This window comes from Bowmanella pacifica (assembly GCF_014645355.1).
Lineage (GTDB): Bacteria > Pseudomonadota > Gammaproteobacteria > Enterobacterales > Alteromonadaceae > Bowmanella > Bowmanella pacifica.
The window spans coordinates 128,768-145,543 of sequence record NZ_BMLS01000003.1 but is presented as its reverse complement, the minus strand read 5'-3'; the positions used below and the strand labels follow the sequence as shown (position 1 = coordinate 145,543).

Annotated in this window: 17 protein-coding genes; 2 read left to right on the top strand and 15 right to left on the bottom strand. The window is 49.4% G+C overall.

Features of this window, described 5'->3' with window-relative positions; translation table 11 throughout:
- Positions 1 to 9: 9 nt before the first annotated feature.
- The 11 genes from ttcA to ccoN all read right to left on the bottom strand — a co-directional run bounded on the left by ttcA (position 10) and on the right by ccoN (position 9,990).
- Positions 10 to 918 carry a tRNA 2-thiocytidine(32) synthetase TtcA gene (gene ttcA, locus IEX02_RS10695; protein WP_188694541.1) on the bottom strand — a complete coding sequence of 303 codons (909 nt, stop codon included), beginning with the start codon at positions 916 to 918 and terminating at the stop codon, positions 10 to 12.
- Positions 919 to 1,080: 162 nt separating this feature from the next.
- A complete protein-coding gene (gene uspE / locus IEX02_RS10690) occupies positions 1,081 to 2,013 on the bottom strand; it encodes a universal stress protein UspE (protein ID WP_188694538.1) in 933 nt (310 codons plus the stop codon).
- A 95-nt stretch (positions 2,014 to 2,108) separates the two neighbouring features.
- Positions 2,109 to 2,834, bottom strand: coding sequence for a fumarate/nitrate reduction transcriptional regulator Fnr (gene fnr, locus IEX02_RS10685; RefSeq protein WP_188694535.1), 726 nt, complete (start codon positions 2,832 to 2,834; stop codon positions 2,109 to 2,111).
- A gap of 81 nt (positions 2,835 to 2,915) precedes the next feature.
- Entirely contained in the window at positions 2,916 to 3,590 is a 675-nt protein-coding gene (locus IEX02_RS10680) for a sulfite exporter TauE/SafE family protein (RefSeq protein ID WP_188694532.1), read from the bottom strand.
- The gene (ccoS, locus tag IEX02_RS10675; protein ID WP_188694529.1) at positions 3,583 to 3,759 is read right to left on the bottom strand and encodes a cbb3-type cytochrome oxidase assembly protein CcoS; all 177 of its coding nucleotides are present in this window, start codon (positions 3,757 to 3,759) and stop codon (positions 3,583 to 3,585) included. The genes IEX02_RS10680 and ccoS overlap by 8 nt, the downstream gene beginning before the upstream one ends.
- On the bottom strand, positions 3,759 to 6,128 hold the full coding sequence (locus IEX02_RS10670) for a heavy metal translocating P-type ATPase (protein ID WP_229702187.1): 2,370 nt from the start codon (positions 6,126 to 6,128) through the stop codon (positions 3,759 to 3,761). Before IEX02_RS10670 ends, ccoS begins: the two co-directional genes overlap by 1 nt.
- Positions 6,129 to 6,141: 13 nt before the next feature.
- Complete coding sequence (locus tag IEX02_RS10665; protein WP_188694527.1) at positions 6,142 to 6,630, bottom strand: FixH family protein; 489 nt, start codon at positions 6,628 to 6,630, stop codon at positions 6,142 to 6,144.
- Positions 6,631 to 6,809: 179 nt separating this feature from the next.
- Positions 6,810 to 7,763: a cytochrome-c oxidase, cbb3-type subunit III gene (gene ccoP, locus IEX02_RS10660; RefSeq protein WP_188694523.1), complete on the bottom strand. Its 954-nt coding sequence runs from the start codon at positions 7,761 to 7,763 to the stop codon at positions 6,810 to 6,812.
- Entirely contained in the window at positions 7,756 to 7,941 is a 186-nt protein-coding gene (locus tag IEX02_RS10655) for a cbb3-type cytochrome oxidase subunit 3 (protein WP_188694520.1), read from the bottom strand. The genes ccoP and IEX02_RS10655 overlap by 8 nt, the downstream gene beginning before the upstream one ends.
- A 1-nt stretch (position 7,942) precedes the next feature.
- The gene (ccoO, locus tag IEX02_RS10650) at positions 7,943 to 8,548 is read right to left on the bottom strand and encodes a cytochrome-c oxidase, cbb3-type subunit II (protein ID WP_188694517.1); all 606 of its coding nucleotides are present in this window, start codon (positions 8,546 to 8,548) and stop codon (positions 7,943 to 7,945) included.
- A gap of 14 nt (positions 8,549 to 8,562) precedes the next feature.
- Positions 8,563 to 9,990: a cytochrome-c oxidase, cbb3-type subunit I gene (gene ccoN, locus IEX02_RS10645; protein ID WP_188694514.1), complete on the bottom strand. Its 1,428-nt coding sequence runs from the start codon at positions 9,988 to 9,990 to the stop codon at positions 8,563 to 8,565.
- 247 nt (positions 9,991 to 10,237) lie between these two features.
- Here ccoN and IEX02_RS10640 point away from each other — a divergent pair, with 247 nt between their 5' ends.
- Positions 10,238 to 10,687, top strand: coding sequence for a hypothetical protein (locus IEX02_RS10640; RefSeq protein WP_188694511.1), 450 nt, complete (start codon positions 10,238 to 10,240; stop codon positions 10,685 to 10,687).
- A gap of 20 nt (positions 10,688 to 10,707) precedes the next feature.
- Here IEX02_RS10640 and IEX02_RS10635 read toward each other — a convergent pair whose 3' ends face one another.
- From IEX02_RS10635 to IEX02_RS10625, 3 genes are all read right to left on the bottom strand, one after another.
- Positions 10,708 to 12,279, bottom strand: coding sequence for a cation:proton antiporter domain-containing protein (locus IEX02_RS10635; RefSeq protein ID WP_188694508.1), 1,572 nt, complete (start codon positions 12,277 to 12,279; stop codon positions 10,708 to 10,710).
- Between the two features lie 93 nt (positions 12,280 to 12,372).
- A complete protein-coding gene (locus IEX02_RS10630; RefSeq protein WP_188694505.1) occupies positions 12,373 to 12,825 on the bottom strand; it encodes a hypothetical protein in 453 nt (150 codons plus the stop codon).
- 114 nt (positions 12,826 to 12,939) lie between these two features.
- Positions 12,940 to 13,332 (bottom strand): YbaN family protein, encoded by a 393-nt coding sequence (locus IEX02_RS10625; RefSeq protein WP_229702186.1) that lies wholly within the window; start codon positions 13,330 to 13,332, stop codon positions 12,940 to 12,942.
- A gap of 348 nt (positions 13,333 to 13,680) precedes the next feature.
- On the opposite strand from IEX02_RS10625, the gene IEX02_RS10620 reads away from it, so the two are divergent.
- The gene (locus tag IEX02_RS10620) at positions 13,681 to 14,046 is read left to right on the top strand and encodes a DUF1428 domain-containing protein (RefSeq protein ID WP_188694499.1); all 366 of its coding nucleotides are present in this window, start codon (positions 13,681 to 13,683) and stop codon (positions 14,044 to 14,046) included.
- A gap of 43 nt (positions 14,047 to 14,089) precedes the next feature.
- On the opposite strand, the gene IEX02_RS10615 is transcribed toward IEX02_RS10620, so the two are convergent.
- Positions 14,090 to 16,633, bottom strand: coding sequence for a TonB-dependent receptor plug domain-containing protein (locus IEX02_RS10615; protein ID WP_188694496.1), 2,544 nt, complete (start codon positions 16,631 to 16,633; stop codon positions 14,090 to 14,092).
- Positions 16,634 to 16,776 lie beyond the last annotated feature (143 nt).

Below are 16,776 nucleotides of genomic sequence, written 5' to 3'. Positions count from 1 at the left end.
CCCATTAAATCAAGTCAGTTGTACTATCTGAAGACGTTGTGCTTCATCCCGCTGCGGCTGACTCTCCACCTCTGGCTGATCAAAGCCGATATCTCCCCCTTCATAGGGTTGATCCTGGGTTTTTAAACCAACAAAATCAAACAGGTTGGGGTCAGCTAAGTGCGAAGGCGTGACACTTTGCAGGGCTCTGGCCATGTTTTCTATGCGCCCCGGATGTTGCTTATCCCACTGCTGCAACATTTGTTTTATTACCTTACGTTGCAGGTTCTCTTGTGAGCCACAAAGATTGCAAGGAATAATAGGGAAGGCCATGAGTTCGGCATAACGGGCAATGTCTTTTTCTGCACAGTAAGCAAGTGGTCGTATCACCATTTGCTTGCCATCATCGCTGACCAGTTTTGGGGGCATGGATTTAAGTTTGCCGCCATAAAACATATTTAGAAACAACGTTTCCAGCATGTCATCCCGATGATGGCCTAATGCGATTTTCGTCGCGCCAAGCTCTGTCGCGGTGCGATATAAGATCCCACGGCGTAGTCTGGAGCAAAGCGAACAGGTGGTTTTTCCTTCCGGCACTTTCTCTTTCACAATGCTGTAGGTATCTTCATTGACTATCTGGTAGTCAACCCCCTGGCTATCCAGGTACTCGGGCAACACATGCGCAGGAAAACCCGGCTGCTTCTGATCCAGATTCACAGCCACTAAATCAAAGCGAATAGGCGCTACTTTCTGTAAATATCGCAAAATATCCAGCATTGCATAGCTGTCCTTACCACCGGACAGGCACACCATCACCTTGTCGCCATGTTCAATCATATTGAAATCTTCAATGGCTTTTCCGGCACAGCGCCGCAAGCGTTTTTGAAGTTTATTGAAGCTGTACTTTTGCTTAGCGCTCAGTTCGTCTAATGGGGTCATAGGCTACCTCTGCAATGAGGGCGGGATTATACCCGGCTTAACGTCAAGTTACAGTGTTTCTGTGGTGCTTCTGGGTAGGTGTCCATCTCAACGTTAAGGCAGTAGAACGGGAGATTGTGCACAAAAAAGCCGCCAAGCGGCGGCTTGTTTAACCTATTGGGCTTATTTTTGTAACGGGCTGACAAAGCCATCGGGTTTCACGGCCAGTACATCACAATCCAGCATATCGATAACATGCTCAGCGGTATTACCAATAAGCGCTGCCGAAATTCCATGACGACCGACGGTGCCGATAACCACCAATTCAGCATCTACCTCCTTGGCCACAGCCGGGATAACATCCTCAGGTAAACCTTCTTTCACAAAACAATGTTGCGGGGCAACACCATGGGTGCTGGCAAAGGTTTTCATCGCATCATTGTGATGATTACGCACCGATTCATTAAAACTGCCAGGATCAAACTCAGGGATCTCTATGGCGATATTTACTGGTGTGCCGGGATAGGAGTTCACCAGATTAACCTGGCCATTAAGAGTACGGGCAAACTCCAGCGCAGTATGCGTGACTTTCTGGTTTAACGAACTGTGTTCTTCATCTGCTGTGCCCACATTAACGGCGGCAATAATCTGTCCTTGCTCAGGCCAGTCATGTTCTTTTACCAGCAGTACCGGAACCGGGGCTTTTCGCATCAAGTGCCAGTCGGTGGGGGTAAAAATGACCGATTTAAGTCCACCATGTTCATGGGTACCTTTTACAATTAAGTCGAAGCCTTGCTCGATGGCTTCGTAAATAATGCTTTCAAACGGACGGTTGTGCCAAACCACTTTAGCATCAACAGCCAGGGAAGATGACTTCACTTGTTTAGCCAACAACTCGGTCAGCCATTCAGTTCTGTCGTCTACCACAGCCTGACGCATGGTTTCACGCTCATCAACCGACAACATGGTAGTCATCTCATAAGAGAAATCGTAAATAGACAAAAAGGCCGTGACACTGGCCCCGGTTTTCTCAGCAATTAGCAGAGCACGCTTCAGGGCTTTTTGTTGTTCTGTGGTTGGGTCAATCACTACCAACAATTTTTTGTAGTTCATCATTGCCTCTTTGCTTTTATTCCGACTCGATTAAGTCTAGTTCAGATAACCGACTTACCGCTTTGTGCCAGATCAACGTCCTTTACGATATATGGCGATCAGCTGACCGCCACACCATTGTCCTGATTATCCTTGAGCAGTTTGGGCTCAACGATGGTAATGAACTTACCATCAACTCTGATCAAGCCTTGCTTCTGAAACTTGGTCAGCAGACGGCTGATGGTTTCTACTGTGAGTCCAAGATAGTTGCCGATTTCTGCTCGGGTCATGCTCAATCTGAATTGGCTGCCAGAAAATCCCCGGTCATGGTAACGCTCGCCCAGGTGGGCAAGAAAATGCGCCAGGCGCTGGTTTGCGGTGCGCTTGTTCAGCAACATGAACATATCCTGATCGGCCTGAATTTCATGGCTCATCAAACGCATGACTTGCTGACGCAAGCGTGGCAGATCGCCAGACAAACTTTCCATCGTCTGGAACGGAATTTCGCATACCATGGAGGTTTCCAATGCCTGGGCGAAACTTTTATGTTGCTGATTAACAATGGCATCAAAGCCAATAATATCGCCGGGCAAGTGGAAGGCGGTTATTTGTTCTTCACCGTCGGGCGCAAGTACAAAGCTCTTGAACGAGCCAGAGCGTACAGCGTACAAGCTGCTCAGCTTGTCGCCGGACTGAAATAAGCGTTCATTTTTCTGAAACGGACGCTTACGTTGAATAATGTTGTCCAGCTTATCCAGTTCATTGTCATTCAACGTAAAGGGCAGGCATAGCTGACTAATACTGCAATTCTGACAACTGATGGTACATTCACGGTGTTGATTCATGGTCGAACGGTTTAACAGACAAACAGGCTGTTAGCTTAGCATTTTTTACCCGTGGTTAAAGGGAATTCGCTTCTATCCTGATTAATCTGTGGCTTTTGATAAATAAGGGGATATCAGTAGCCAAAGTGCAAAAGTGGCTAATAGAACGGCAATGATCTGGCGACTGCGAGGATGATTCAACAGCGGCCGAAGATGTTGGCTGAATCGTCCCAGGGTTAACAACGCCGGCAAGGTCCCCAGTCCAAACATTAACATGGTGACAGCGCCGTTTAACCACGAGCCACTGGCCAGACTCCATGTCAGTGTGGAGTACACCAGGCCACAGGGGAGCCATCCCCAAATCATACCGTAAGGCACGGCGGCAAGAGGGTGGCGAAAGGGGATAAAACGTTTGGACAAGGGCGCCAGAGGTTTCCATAACCTGGCCCCTTGTTTTTCCAGCCACGACAGACCTCGCCACCAATTACCTATATACAAGGCCATGGCTAATAAGAAGAGCGCGCTAAGGGTGGTTAAAATAGCGATGCCCCCGGACACCTGGTGTGAAAACAGTGTGCCCAGTCCACCGGTAATTGCGCCTGCCAGGGCATAGCTGAATAATCGCCCGAAGTGGTAGCCCAGCTCATAGGGCAGGGCAGGCTTGTGGGATGGGGTAGAAAAGCTCAATGCACTGACAATACCACCGCACATTGCAACACAATGTACGCTGCCGGCCAGGCCCAGCAATAGTGCTGAAAACAGGCTTAACTCAGTCACGCGGCTGGCGTTCCTTGTTCCCCTGTTCTTTGTCGTCGTCGAATAAAATATTGTGTCCCTGGCGTTCCAGATCTTCAAACTGACCCGCTTTAACCGCCCAGAAGAAAATCAAAATGGCCACTGTCACTATAACAATGGCAAGTGGGATCAGAATATACAAAATGCCCATTACGCATCTGCCTTAAGTAATCGAACAGAGTTGGCCACCACGATGATGGAACTCAGTGACATGCCTATCACGCCTAACCAAGGGGTAAGATAACCCGACACCGCCAAAGGCAGCACCAACACATTGTACCCCAACGCCCACGCCATGTTTTGCATAATCTTCTGCTTGGTGCGCTGGGCCATTTTGAACAGCTCGGGCAACAACGTCAGGGTGGGATTGATCAGAATGATATCGGCCGCATTTTTTGCCAAATCGCTGGCGCCACCCACTGCGACTGACACCTGAGCAGCCGCAAGCACCGGCGTGTCATTTATCCCATCGCCCACCATCAACACCTGGTGACCCTGTTGTTGTAGGGTTTGGACGGTTTGCAGCTTTTGTTCAGGTCGGCATTGGCTGTATAGCTTAGTGATTTGCAGTTGTTCGGCAATTTTTTCTACATTGTGCTGGCTGTCACCACTAATAATACAGCGCTCATAACCTTTGAGGTCTTCCAGCATACTCAGGGCGTCACTGCGTACCTGATCGGTTAGCACAAAGCCGGCCAATACCTGCTCGGCATCGGCTAACAACACATTGCAATCTGTTAACGCAGCAGGAATCCCATGCTTGATTAGATGCGAACTTCCTAATTGGTAGTGTATGCCTTTGACTTCTCCACAAAGGCCAAGGCCCGCGATAATCTCAACGTGGGTGGCAGGCTCTACCTGATAATGATTAAAGGCTTTGGCAAGAGGGTGTTCTGAGTGCATCTCCAATGCCGCCGCTATTTCCAATATCTGTTGTTCTGGTAAGGAAGACAGGTTCACCGTGCGCTGAATACTGAATTTTCCTTCGGTCAGGGTGCCGGTTTTGTCAAAGGCCAACATATTTATGCTGGTTAATGACTCCAGCAAGTCCGCCCGCTTTAGCAAGATACCTTGTCGGTTAAGTCTTGCCATGGCGCACGTGAGTGCAGAAGGTGTGGCCAGACCCAGCGCACAAGGGCAGGTGGCGACCAACACCGAGGCGGTGATCCAAAAGGCATCCACATTACCTTGAGCATGCCAATACCAGAAGGTCAGAGCGGAGATGGCTAACACCGCCAGTACAAAATAGCTGGATATTCTGTCTGCCAGCTGGGCGATGGCCGGTTTATTCAGTAGCGCCTCATCCTGTAAACGCAGGATCTGGCTGACCATGGCTTCCTTGAGCGGTCTGAGCACCTTAATCGTCAGGCTACCGCTTTGGTTAAGGGCACCACCGAATACTTCATCGCCGGCTTTTTTATTAACGGGTTCAAACTCACCGGTCAGCATCGACTCGTCCACATGGCTGGTGCCATCAATGACCACGCCATCCACTGGAATGGTTTCACCCGCTTTGACCAGCACCAGTTGGTCAACCTTTAATAGCTTCGCCAGGATATCTGAGGCTTGACCGTTTTCCAGTAAGGTGGCGGTCACGGGAATATACTTGCTCATATTGGCTGAAATTTGTGCCGCTTTATGTCTGGATTTATGTTCGAGAAACCGGCTGATAAGCAGCAAAAAGATAAACATACAAACCGATTCAAAGAAGACTTCACCCTGAGCAATGATGGTGGCTTTGGCACTGGCAATAAATAGCGCCCAAATCGCCACACTAATGGGCACATCCATATTTACTGAACCTGAGCGCAAGGCGCGCCATGCACCTTGATAGAAGATGGCACCTGAATACAGTACGACCGGGACGGACAAGGTCAAACTCACCCAATGCATAAACTGGCGAATGTCCTCATCCAGATTACCGAACAGCCCAAAGTACAAGGCTACGGCGATCATCATCACCTGCATGGTCATCAAGCCCGACAAGCCAATACGTTTTAAGTAGGACTGCTCGGTTTTCTTAAACTGCTCTTCCTGCTGTTTGGGGTGGAAAGGTTGCGCGTGGTAGCCAATGTTTTCAATGGCCGCCAGAATACCACTTAGGGCAAGTTGCTCTGGATACCAGCTCACCAGTGCGCGTCTGGCACTAACGTTTACTGCGATCTGTTTAATCCCGGGCAGCTTGGCCAGTTTTTTCTCAATTAACCAGGCGCAGGCTGCACAGCTGATGCCCTCCAGACTCAACTGAACCTGATTATCTTTGCCTTTGTTAACCACAAACTCTTCTTGCAGTTCGGGCTGGTCAAACAACTTGAGCTTTTCCAACAAGTCATTGGGCATGCCATCTGCACGTTCCGCAGGTTCGGTGCGAAACTTATAATAATCTTCCAAACCATTGGCAACGATGGCTTCAGCGACAGCCTGGCAGCCCGGGCAGCACATGGGCTGTGATTCGCCCAGTACCTTGGCATGGTAACGTCCTTGCTCCGTTACCTCTTGGTGACAATGAAAACAGATCAACGACGTTACCTACTTAAGGGCGAAAAACGACTGGGGAGGCTTGGGGTAAACCAATATCCTGCGACACACGCCAGGACTTATCAAAAGGCTCCAGGGTGAGTTTCCACTTGCCTGACAGGGGCTCTGAAAGCGCGCCACTGAATACGCCAGCGGCATTTTGCGTCAGTAACAACTGAAAATCCTTATCTGCCAGGGTTGGATGTTGGAAAAACAAGGATAAGGCTGCGCCGGTTTCAGGGGCGCCGGCGGCAAAAGATAATTGCACCGTCTCGTCACTGAACTGCAGGCGAACATCAATACCCAAGTCGCGGGCATGCTGAATCTTATCCAGATTCATATTGATACCTTTACCTTCCTTGTAATAATCATCAATCACCATACTGTCATTGCCACCTAGGGCCAGCATCAGCATTTTAGTACTGAGGATGATTGAGGTAACGGGAATGGCGATTAAAAACCATGGCCAAAACTGCTTATACCAGGGGGGAGGGGTTTGACTCATAACGTCTCTAGTTTGAAGGGTTACAAATTCACGCCTGCATTCTACCGGCGGCCGGTACTAGGTGCATGCGCCAGGTCAATAAAAGCCGCATTTTACCTGCCGGGACAAAAAATATCTGCCTTTAGCTTACAAAAAAGCCCCGCAATTGCGGGGCTTTACATAGACTAATACGTCAGACGTTACTGGTCTTGCGACAAGCTGTAAACGTATGCCGTAACAAGATGGATCTTGTTCTCGCCCAGAATGTCCTTCCAGGCAGGCATCACACCATTACGGCCATGGGTAACCGTTTCTGTTACGGCCATTTCACTGCCACCGTACAACCAAATGTTGTCCGTCAGGTCAGGGGCACCAAAGGCGTAGTTACCTTTACCGTCTTGACCGTGACAGGCTGCACACACGGCAAACTGTGCTTTACCAGCATCAGCCAGAACAGGATCTACCTTACGGCCGCTTAAGGACAGTGCATAAGCCACTACTTCCTTAACACCTTGCTCGCCCAAAGAATCAACCCAGGCAGGCATGGCAGCGTGGCGGCCTTGCATGATGGTTTCTTTGATTTGCGCAGGGTTACCGCCATACAACCAATCGTTATCGGTCAGGTCAGGGAAACCGCGCTGACCACGGGCATCTGAACCATGACACTGCGAACAGTTTTGCAAGAACAAACGCTGACCGACTTTCAGGGCTTCCTGGTCGGTAGCCAAATCTTCCACGCTACGCTGAGCATAGGCTTCAAAGATAGGGCCAAAGCGCTCTTCTGCAGCGGCCATAGCACGGCTGTATTCGTTCAGGCTGCCATTGGCCAAATCTTCCGCATGGGCGGCTTTTGACTCTGCCAGGCTACGAATATCCTGATTAGAACTTTCCCAGCCAAGCAGGCCTTTGAAGTTACCTAAACCAGGGTACAGTGCCAGGTAGATAAAGCCCCAAACGATAGTGGCGTAGAACATGATGGTCCACCAGCGAGGTAACGGGTTGTTGATTTCAACAATACCGTCAAATTCGTGGTGCATATCGTCACCTTCTTTTACACCGGTCTTATTTTTAAGACACCAGCGTAGTAGAAGGAAACATCCCAGAATGGTCCCCAAAGTAATGACGGAGATCCAGATACTCCAAAAGCTACTCATTGTTAGATGACTCCCGCTTTTTGTTTGCCTCGGCTGATGGCTTGTCATCGTCAAACACTAGGTTTGCCGCTTCTTCGAAGCCTTTTTGGGCGCGTTTACTGTAGGCCCACAGCACAATGGCAATAAATATAACTAATATGGCCAAAGTCCAGATGATATTGACTGTTATCTGGTCCATGTTATTTCAGTGCCGTGCCCAAAGATTGCAGGTAAGCAATCAGCGCTTCCATTTCGCTTTTGCCTTTAACGGCAGCCTGAGCACCAGCAATATCTTCGTCTGTGTACGGCACGCCGAAATCGCGGAAGACTTCCATCTTCTTAGCGGTCAGCTCACCGTCCAGAGTGTTTTCCGCCAGCCACGGGAAAGCAGGCATGTTGGACTCTGGTACTACAGCGCGAGGATCCATCAGGTGAACACGGTGCCATTCGTCACTATAACGACCGCCAACACGGGCCAGATCAGGACCAGTACGCTTGGAGCCCCACAGGAACGGGTGTTCCCATACGGTTTCACCGGCTACTGAGTAGTGACCATAACGCTCGGTTTCTGAACGGAACGGACGAATCATCTGGCTATGACAGCCAACGCAGCCTTCGCGGATATAAATATCACGGCCTTCCAGTTGCAGAGCGGTATAAGGCTTCAGGCCTTCTACCGGTTCAGTGGTTTGGCGCTGGAACAACAGCGGGCTGATTTCCACTAGCGCACCAAAACTGATAACCACCAGAATCATCACCACCAGCAAGCCGGTATTTTTTTCTACTATCTCATGTACGTTTTTCATAATACTGCGTTCCCTTATGCTGGTTGTGCTTCAGCTTGCAGACTGCCTTTGGGCGCCTTGATGGTGCGATAGCAGTTGTAAGCCATAATCAGCATACCTGCGACAACGAATATGCCGCCCAGGAAGCGCACAAAGTAGAACGGCTTGGAAGCTTCAATACTTTCGATGAAGGTATATGTCAGCGTACCGTCAGTGTTAACTGCACGCCACATCAGGCCCTGCATAACACCAGAGATCCACATGGCTACGATGTACAATACAACACCGATAGTGGCTAACCAGAAATGCACGTTGACTAACTTAGTGGAGTACATCTTAGGTTGGCCGAACAGAATCGGAATTAAGTGGTAGATGGAACCAATTGAAACCATCGCAACCCAACCCAATGCACCTGAGTGAACGTGACCCACTGTCCAGTCGGTATAGTGAGACAGGGCGTTTACTGTCTTAATGGCCATCATCGGACCTTCGAAGGTCGACATACCATAGAATGACAGAGATACAATCAGGAAGCGCAAGATGGGGTCAGTGCGCAGTTTATGCCAGGCACCGGACAGGGTCATGATACCGTTGATCATGCCCCCCCAACTGGGAACAAACAGGATAACTGACATTACCATACCCACAGACTGTGCCCAGTCAGGCAGGGCAGTGTAGTGCAAGTGGTGCGGACCGGCCCAGATATACAGGGAGATCAGCGCCCAGAAGTGCACAACAGATAAACGGTAAGAATACACAGGACGACCGGCTTGTTTGGGTACAAAGTAATACATCATGCCCAGGAAACCTGCGGTCAGGAAAAAACCTACTGCGTTATGTCCGTACCACCATTGCACCATGGCATCCACTGTGCCGGCATACAGGCTGTATGACTTGGTGAAGGACACCGGTACCACCATGCTGTTGGCGATGTGCAAAACGGCAACCGTCAGGATAAAGGCACCAAAGAACCAGTTGGCCACGTAGATATGCGATGTCTTTCGGACCACTAAGGTGCCGAAGAAGTTAATCGCATAGGCCACCCACACCAGGGTAATCAGAATATCGATGGGCCACTCTAACTCCGCGTATTCCTTGGAGGAAGTTAAACCCAGCGGCAGACTGATTACGGCCGCAATAATCACGGCTTGCCAACCCCAGAAGGTAAAAGAGGCTAATTTGTCGCTGAACAGCTTCACCTGACAGGTGCGCTGCACGACATAGTAAGAAGTGGCGAACAGAGCGCAGCCACCAAATGCGAAGATAACTGCATTGGTATGCAGTGGTCTTAATCGCGAGTAGGTTAGCCAGGGTGTATTAAAATTCATCTCTGGCCAGATTAATTGAGAGGCGATTAATACGCCCACGGTCATGCCGACAATTCCCCAAATCACCGTCATGACGGCGAATTGTCGCACTACTTTATAATTGTATTCGGGATGTGCTCGACTGGTTTCACTCATCGTCTTGGTTCTTCCGCTGCTGTTGGTACGTTTTATCACCCGTTAAACATTAGGTAAAAAACTCGAAACCGCCAATATAAGTTCTGTCTCAGAGTTTCCGGTAAAGGATTGATACAAAACTTATATTTGACGGGCCTTCGAGCGCGAATGATAAGGTTTTTGACCCGTAAAAGATAGCCTAAACACAGCTTGATTGATCCTGGTCAATGATCCAAACTTGCGCCCTTCGCATTTGGACGAGTAACAAGTGTCAAAACAGAATCATCTGGGTCTGATAGTGAGCGGCGGCCTGCTGGCCGGGATACTACTTATTACTTACCTGGTGAACCGCACTGAATCCTTAAGTCAGCAAAGTGGACCGTGCCAGTTGCAGCAGGGCGATTGCGAGTTTAATGTGGCGGGGCAGCCCGGCTCTATCGGCCTGTCCCCTAAACCCATACCTATTGAAGAGCCTTTGGCTGTTTCACTTCACTTACCTAAGGGGAGCGCACTGATAAGCGCTCATATAGAAGGGGTGAATATGTATATGGGCCGAATTCCCGTCATTGCAGAACAGCAAAACGGCCAGATTATTACTGCCGTTAGCTATTTAGGCAGTTGCAGTGAACCGAATATGCAGTGGCGCTTGGTATTGGTATTACAAGACGCCACCGGCAAGTCCTTAACGCGAAACTGGGAGTTTTATACTCATCTCTAGTCAGTTACTGTCAGCGAAACTCAGGCAGGCTTTTCCAGCAGCAGCAAGCTTTCCTCAGCAAAACCTGTCCCCGCTTCGGTGTAGAAGTTAAACACATGGTCAATACCATAGTGCAGTAGTTCCAGACGTTCATCTTCATAGCGGGCGATTGCCGCCAACTGCGCCTTATAACCAGCTTTGCGCAACTGGTCATGAATATGGCGAATATCTTCCGTGGAAGGCAGCGCCAGTAATATCAACTCAACATCGGAAAAATCCATATTGTCCCACAAGTCCGCATCTTCACCGTCTCCCAGAATAACCTGCAAATTTAGGCCTTTTTGTCGCTCAATCCTGTCTCGGTCTGCATCCATGCCCCAAACCTGATTGCCCAGGACATCACGCAACGCTAAAAATGCGCCTTTACCTACCCGGCCCATACCTACCACTAGCACTCTGGCATGCTGGGGTTGTTCATATATATCCTCGGCCAAACGGCGGGATTTTTCATAGCCTTTGATCAGTTTTTGGTAGCGACTGTAACCGGCGTGAGAGTAGCGATAGATAACACTGGTCAGAATAAAGGAGAAAGATACCGCCAGCGCGAGGATCACCAGCCACTCTTTACTCATCCAGGCAGCATCGACACAAAGTGCAATGACAATCAGGCCAAACTCACTGAAATTGCTTAGCGCCAGCCCGGCCAAATAGGCGGTACGTCCACGCAAGCGCAGACCGGTAAACAAGAAGAAGAACATGATAAATTTGATTGGCAGTAGCAAGCAGAGTAGTAGTGCCAGGCCAACCATTTGCAAATCCGGCAGCGCAGTAAATCCAATCGAGAGGAAAAAGCCGATTAGGAAAAGGTCTTTAAAACTCATCAACGCCTTGTTCATCTCTGACGCTTTGACGTGACTGCTCATTAAGATCCCCATTACCAGGGCGCCGAGATCACCTTTAATACCTACCAGGTTAAATAATTCATAACCACCCAAGGCGAGGAAAAATCCGGTCAGGGGTAATAATTCGCCGTGGCCCGATAGCTGCACAATGCGCTTTAGTATGGGTTTAACCAGTAACAGACCGAGCAGGGCAAAGGCATAAATAGAAGGGGTTTTACCTGTGGCCAGTACCAGAAACAGTACCGCCAGAATATCTTGCATAACCAGCACGCCAATGGCCAGTTTGCCGTGGCGGGTTTTCATTTCTCCTGCTTCTTCCAGCAGTTTAACGATACATACCGTACTGGAAAAACTTAAAGCGAAGCCCAGTAAGGCTGCGGTTTGCCAATCCAATACGGCAAAGTAAGCCAGAGATACACTGGCCAATAACATAGCGAAGCTGGCTACAAAACCTGTCCAGACCAGCATATGTACACCCGTGCCAAACCACACTTCACGTTTGAGTAAGTCTTTCACGTTGAGTTTTAAGCCGATGGTAAAGAGCATTAGGGTAATGCCCAGGTTCGCGAGTGCTTCCAGGCTTTCAGTGGGCTTAACACCAATAAAGTTCAGTAAGAATCCGGCCGCCAGAAAACCTATCAGGGGTGGAAGATTCAGCACCTTCACACCCAGACCACACACGAAGGCGAATAATACCCAAATGAAATCCATCAATAATCAGACCCGTAGCGACAAAGGAAACATAGAATAATAGAGGTCATGTTGCAGAATCAAAAGCTTATGTGTTGATTCTGCAACAAAAAGTTATTGACTGGCAGTTTGGTTGTAAGACGCTAACTGTTCAATCAGATGGGTAACAGCATTAACATCGAATAACTTGTCACAGGCGGGGTACAAGTTAAATTCCTGATTCTCAAAGTGATCAGACAGCAGGTACTCCAGCCGCTGCTCATCATCATGACTTTCCAGACCTTTTTCGGTTAGGTTAAACACCCAACTTACCTGATCTTTAATTTGCTGATGCTCGTCAATGGCTTTATGAATAAGTTCATTAAGCTGAGAGTCGTTATGAGCCTGCAATACCGGAAACAGAAGTGCTTGATTCCATGCTATTTGCTGTTCCAGTCCGCAACTGAACAACAGAAATAAGCGCTTGGCCCATTCGGGGTCGCGATTTTTGTGCTTTCGAAAAGCAATATATAAAAGCTCCAGACGTTGCTGGTTAGCACTGAAATAATGGGTAATGAATTTGTTCATGAAACGGGCTCCGAACCTTACAATGTCAAGGTTAGCCCAGCTCTAGCGCGCGGAAATTAATCTAAATCAAAGGAAATTAAGATAATCGCTGAGCCTAGTGAAAAGTTCGTAGGCTTAGTTTTCCTGGCTAAGTTCGGGACGCAGCCACAACCAAAGCAGAACACTGGCAAGCACCAGGGTAAGCGCGAATTGCCAGTATAAATGTATGGCTGACAGCCATAGTAAGATCAGGCTCATACTCATCATAATACTGGCCAGTACCTTGGCTTTACGCGGCACTGCGCCATACACACGCCAATTGCGGATAGACAAGCCCCAATGAGGGTGATTGAGCAGCCAGTCTTCCAGTGCTGGCCATCCCTTACCCGCACACCAAGCGGCCATAAGCAAAAATACCACAGTGGGCAGACCGGGCAGCACCACACCTAACAGCCCTACACCCACCAGGCAAATAGCAATTATGCGCCAGAATAGTCTGATTGTTGCTCGCAATTTATGGTTACCCACAACGCATTCCCTGTTCGCTATCATAGCAGAACCTGTGTACCAGCATGGCCCTTTCTGCTTATATTTTGCGGTTCATAAGCTGTTGTTACAAAATGAATTTGTCGCTAGGTTTAGGCGTTACTTTTTTGAGGAGCGGCTTAGCCCTAATTCGCTGCCCTTAGTCTTGCGAAAAGGTCAACTTGAGTTGGCCTTTTTTTCCTTAAATCTGGCAATACTGTCGAAGTCTGCTTTGTTAATACGACCATATCTGACGCATTTAATAGATGCAGGTAGCCCGCTGAGTTGTGTTATCGACTCAAAGGGAATGGATAACAACAGGCGGGGCAGCCCGCAGTCAGGAGAGCAAAAATGGAAAACTACGTAGACGGCTTCGTACTCCCGGTCCCTAAAGACAAGCTGGAGAGTTACCGGGAATCTGCACTTAGGGCAGGTAACATCTGGATAGAGCATGGTGCATTGGCTTACCGTGAGTGGGTGGCTGAGGATGTGCAAGGAGGGAAGGTGACATCGTTTCCGCAGGCAGTGGATCTGAAAGACAATGAGACGGTGATTTTTGCCTGGATCACCTACAAATCGCGGGCGGACAGAGACAGAATTAACGAGTTAGTGATGTCCGATCCCCGTTTAAGCGACATGATGGACCCCAACAACTTACCTTTTGATGGTATGCGCATGTTTTGGGGTGGGTTTGAAAAACTGATCCAACTGCCTTGAAGAAAGGAGCAGAGCGCTAGATTCAGCGCTCTGCTATTAGCGGTTAGAATCGATAGGTGGCTTTAGCATACCAATAGCGACCATCAATGCTGTACGCCGAGAATCCAGAGTAAGGGAATATTTGGTTAAAATCCGTTTGTCCTCTGGTACTGATGGTATCGCGGGGATACTGGTCAAACAGGTTGTTGGCACCAACGGCCACTTGCCAGTTGTCCGTCAGCTCATAAGCCACATCAATGTCGGTGATCCATTTTGCATCCAGCACTTCATCATTGGCTTCCGTACTACCGGCATCCACTACCTCGCCATAGCGCACTGCACGTAAGGTGACCTTGGTACGATCATATTGCCAGGTGGCGGCAAGGTTCAGCTTGGAATCAGGTGTTCCTTCCTCAAACCTTGTCGTTTCCAAACGGCCAAACAAGGTATATTGCTCAGGATCTAACGCATCCAATTGCGGCGGGTTGGGCGCAATGCGCTCTACCTCTGTGTCGTTGCGGTTATAGGCTGCAGTCAGATTCAAGCTGCCATAGTCGGCTAACGGCAGGTTATAACTAGCGGTCACATCGACACCGCGGGTACGAGTATCAATGGCATTGGTAAAGTAACGGACTTGTTGTACTCCGTTTATCCCTGCGGCGTTGAGAATTTGAATGACTTCAGGGCCGCTGAGACTTTCACTCAGTACGATGCGATCATCGATATCAATGCGATACCAGTCGAGCGTCAAACTCAGGTTGCCGGCCTGGTAGGTTACCCCCACGGAGCGGCTTAACGATTGCTCTTCCTGCAAGGGTTGTGAGCCCAGTGCTATAGCGGCAGGATGATCAGCGGTATAGGTACCGACTTCAAAAGGCACCCCATTTACAAATTGTGTGCTGACTGTGGTAAAGGCTGATTGGGCTAGGCTTGGAGCACGAAAACCGTTGCTGACAGAACCACGTACGGCCAAGCCGTCGGTTAACTGATAGCGGCTGGCCAGTTTACCGGAAAGATCGGAGCCAAAGTCACTGTAATCCTCAAAGCGGGTTGCCAACGCGATGTTCCAGCGCTCGGTCAGATTCGTGTCCAGGTCTACATACAGCGACCAGTTGTGGCGGCTGCGATCCGTGGCACTGAGCGGCGAAAAGCCGGGGAACACCTGTGAGCCACCGGCGGCCACCGGATTGCCGTTGCTATCCAATACGGTCAGATAGGACGCTTCCTCACCGGCTTTAATCTCATAGTTCTCTTTGCGGTATTCCGCCCCGACAGCAACCAGTAGACTGTCAGGCAACCAGTTTGGGGTGTAATAGCGAGAAAAATCCAGGTTTAACAGACTCTGTGTGTATTCCAGTGTGCCTGCATCAAAGCGGGTGGGGCTGTCTGCACCCAGCGAGGTATTCAGACTGTTTTCCACATTAAAATTAAAGCTGTCCCAGCCATGAGTCAGGCTGGCATCCCATTGCCATTCTCCAGCCAGACCTTTGGCACCAAAAGTGCCACCGAAATCCTCTATATCTGAGACGATATAGGGCAGAAAACCATCAGGATAAATGGCGGGTACGTTGCGGCTGTCACTGGCACGACGATAAAAGCCACCACTTTCCCCATCACGCAGGCCGTAGCTGGCATAGCCGTATAGTTCCACATCTCCCAGCGAGTAACCGCCATTGGCAATTAAACTATGCTCTTCAAGGGCCGCCTTACCGAATCTGTGATTGTAGCGGTCAATATCAAATTCCCTAGGATCAAAGCTGCCATCAGTTTGCAACGCATACTGGCGACGGGGATCAAAGCCTGAACGGTTGGTAGGTTCGCGATCTCGGTATTCGTAGGTGAGGTTGATAAAACCTTCGTCATTAAGGTTAAAGCCCTTGTTGACGGACAGATTCCAGGTCTCTCCGTCGCTACGTTTGCGATCTTCACCTGTGCTAAAGGCCAGGCCGCCATTACCGTTATCGGACACGCCGGTTAACTGAGGTACGCCGGCCATTTGGGTTTCATGCTGACCGTAGGTCAGGGTAACAGCGCCATCTTCTGCGCTATCTTTGAGTACAATGTTAATTACCCCTGCGATGGCATCAGAGCCATATTGAGAGGCCGCACCATCGCGCAGTATTTCAATCCGCTTTATCGACGCCGCGGGGATCATATTCATATCCACCGCGCTGGAGCCACGCCCCACCGAGCCGTTCAGATTAAGCAGTGCCCCGGCATGACGGCGTTTACCATTGATTAGAACCAGCGTGTGGTCGGGCGCAAGCCCTCGCAATACAGCGGGACGGGCGTGGTCAGTACCGTCAGTAACGGTAGCATGGGGATAGTTAAAACTCGGGGCCAGATTGGTCAGTAACTGACTGACCTCCAGTTGTCCGGAAGAGGTGAGTTGATCCGCATCCAGAATATCAATGGGCACATTACTTTGCGCCACAGTACGGTCGCTACGTCTGGTACCCGTAACAATAATTTGTTCCAGTTGTTCGTTTTGTTCATTGGCACCCTCTTGCGCCACGGCAGTTTGGCTGCCTAGTGCAAGTAAAGGTACCGAAAGTAATCCTGAGCCCAGTAACCGGCCGACATGAGTTGCAAGTGTGGAGATGTGCATAATCGCTCCTGCGTATGTTGTTTTTGTGTGTCCATTTGACTCTAGTCAAGATACTGATCTCAGTCCAAGTCCTGAATAGGCTTGAATATTCCAAAAAGGAATTAAAGGCATCAAATAAATAACTAAATGTTTATTTAGCTAAG

What these genes read in the sequence shown, in the direction of transcription:
- IEX02_RS10630 (WP_188694505.1), bottom strand. Translation starts at nt 12,825, where the DNA reads ATGAACAAATTCATTACCCATTATTTCAGTGCTAACCAGCAACGTCTG.
- uspE (WP_188694538.1), bottom strand. Translation starts at nt 2,013, where the DNA reads ATGATGAACTACAAAAAATTGTTGGTAGTGATTGACCCAACCACAGAA.
- IEX02_RS10665 (WP_188694527.1), bottom strand. Translation starts at nt 6,630, where the DNA reads ATGAGTCAAACCCCTCCCCCCTGGTATAAGCAGTTTTGGCCATGGTTT.
- ccoP (WP_188694523.1), bottom strand. Translation starts at nt 7,763, where the DNA reads ATGAGTAGCTTTTGGAGTATCTGGATCTCCGTCATTACTTTGGGGACC.
- ccoS (WP_188694529.1), bottom strand. Translation starts at nt 3,759, where the DNA reads ATGGGCATTTTGTATATTCTGATCCCACTTGCCATTGTTATAGTGACA.
- IEX02_RS10655 (WP_188694520.1), bottom strand. Translation starts at nt 7,941, where the DNA reads ATGGACCAGATAACAGTCAATATCATCTGGACTTTGGCCATATTAGTT.
- IEX02_RS10635 (WP_188694508.1), bottom strand. Translation starts at nt 12,279, where the DNA reads ATGGATTTCATTTGGGTATTATTCGCCTTCGTGTGTGGTCTGGGTGTG.
- IEX02_RS10620 (WP_188694499.1), top strand. Translation starts at nt 13,681, where the DNA reads ATGGAAAACTACGTAGACGGCTTCGTACTCCCGGTCCCTAAAGACAAG.
- fnr (WP_188694535.1), bottom strand. Translation starts at nt 2,834, where the DNA reads ATGAATCAACACCGTGAATGTACCATCAGTTGTCAGAATTGCAGTATT.
- ccoN (WP_188694514.1), bottom strand. Translation starts at nt 9,990, where the DNA reads ATGAGTGAAACCAGTCGAGCACATCCCGAATACAATTATAAAGTAGTG.
- ccoO (WP_188694517.1), bottom strand. Translation starts at nt 8,548, where the DNA reads ATGAAAAACGTACATGAGATAGTAGAAAAAAATACCGGCTTGCTGGTG.
- IEX02_RS10615 (WP_188694496.1), bottom strand. Translation starts at nt 16,633, where the DNA reads ATGCACATCTCCACACTTGCAACTCATGTCGGCCGGTTACTGGGCTCA.
- ttcA (WP_188694541.1), bottom strand. Translation starts at nt 918, where the DNA reads ATGACCCCATTAGACGAACTGAGCGCTAAGCAAAAGTACAGCTTCAAT.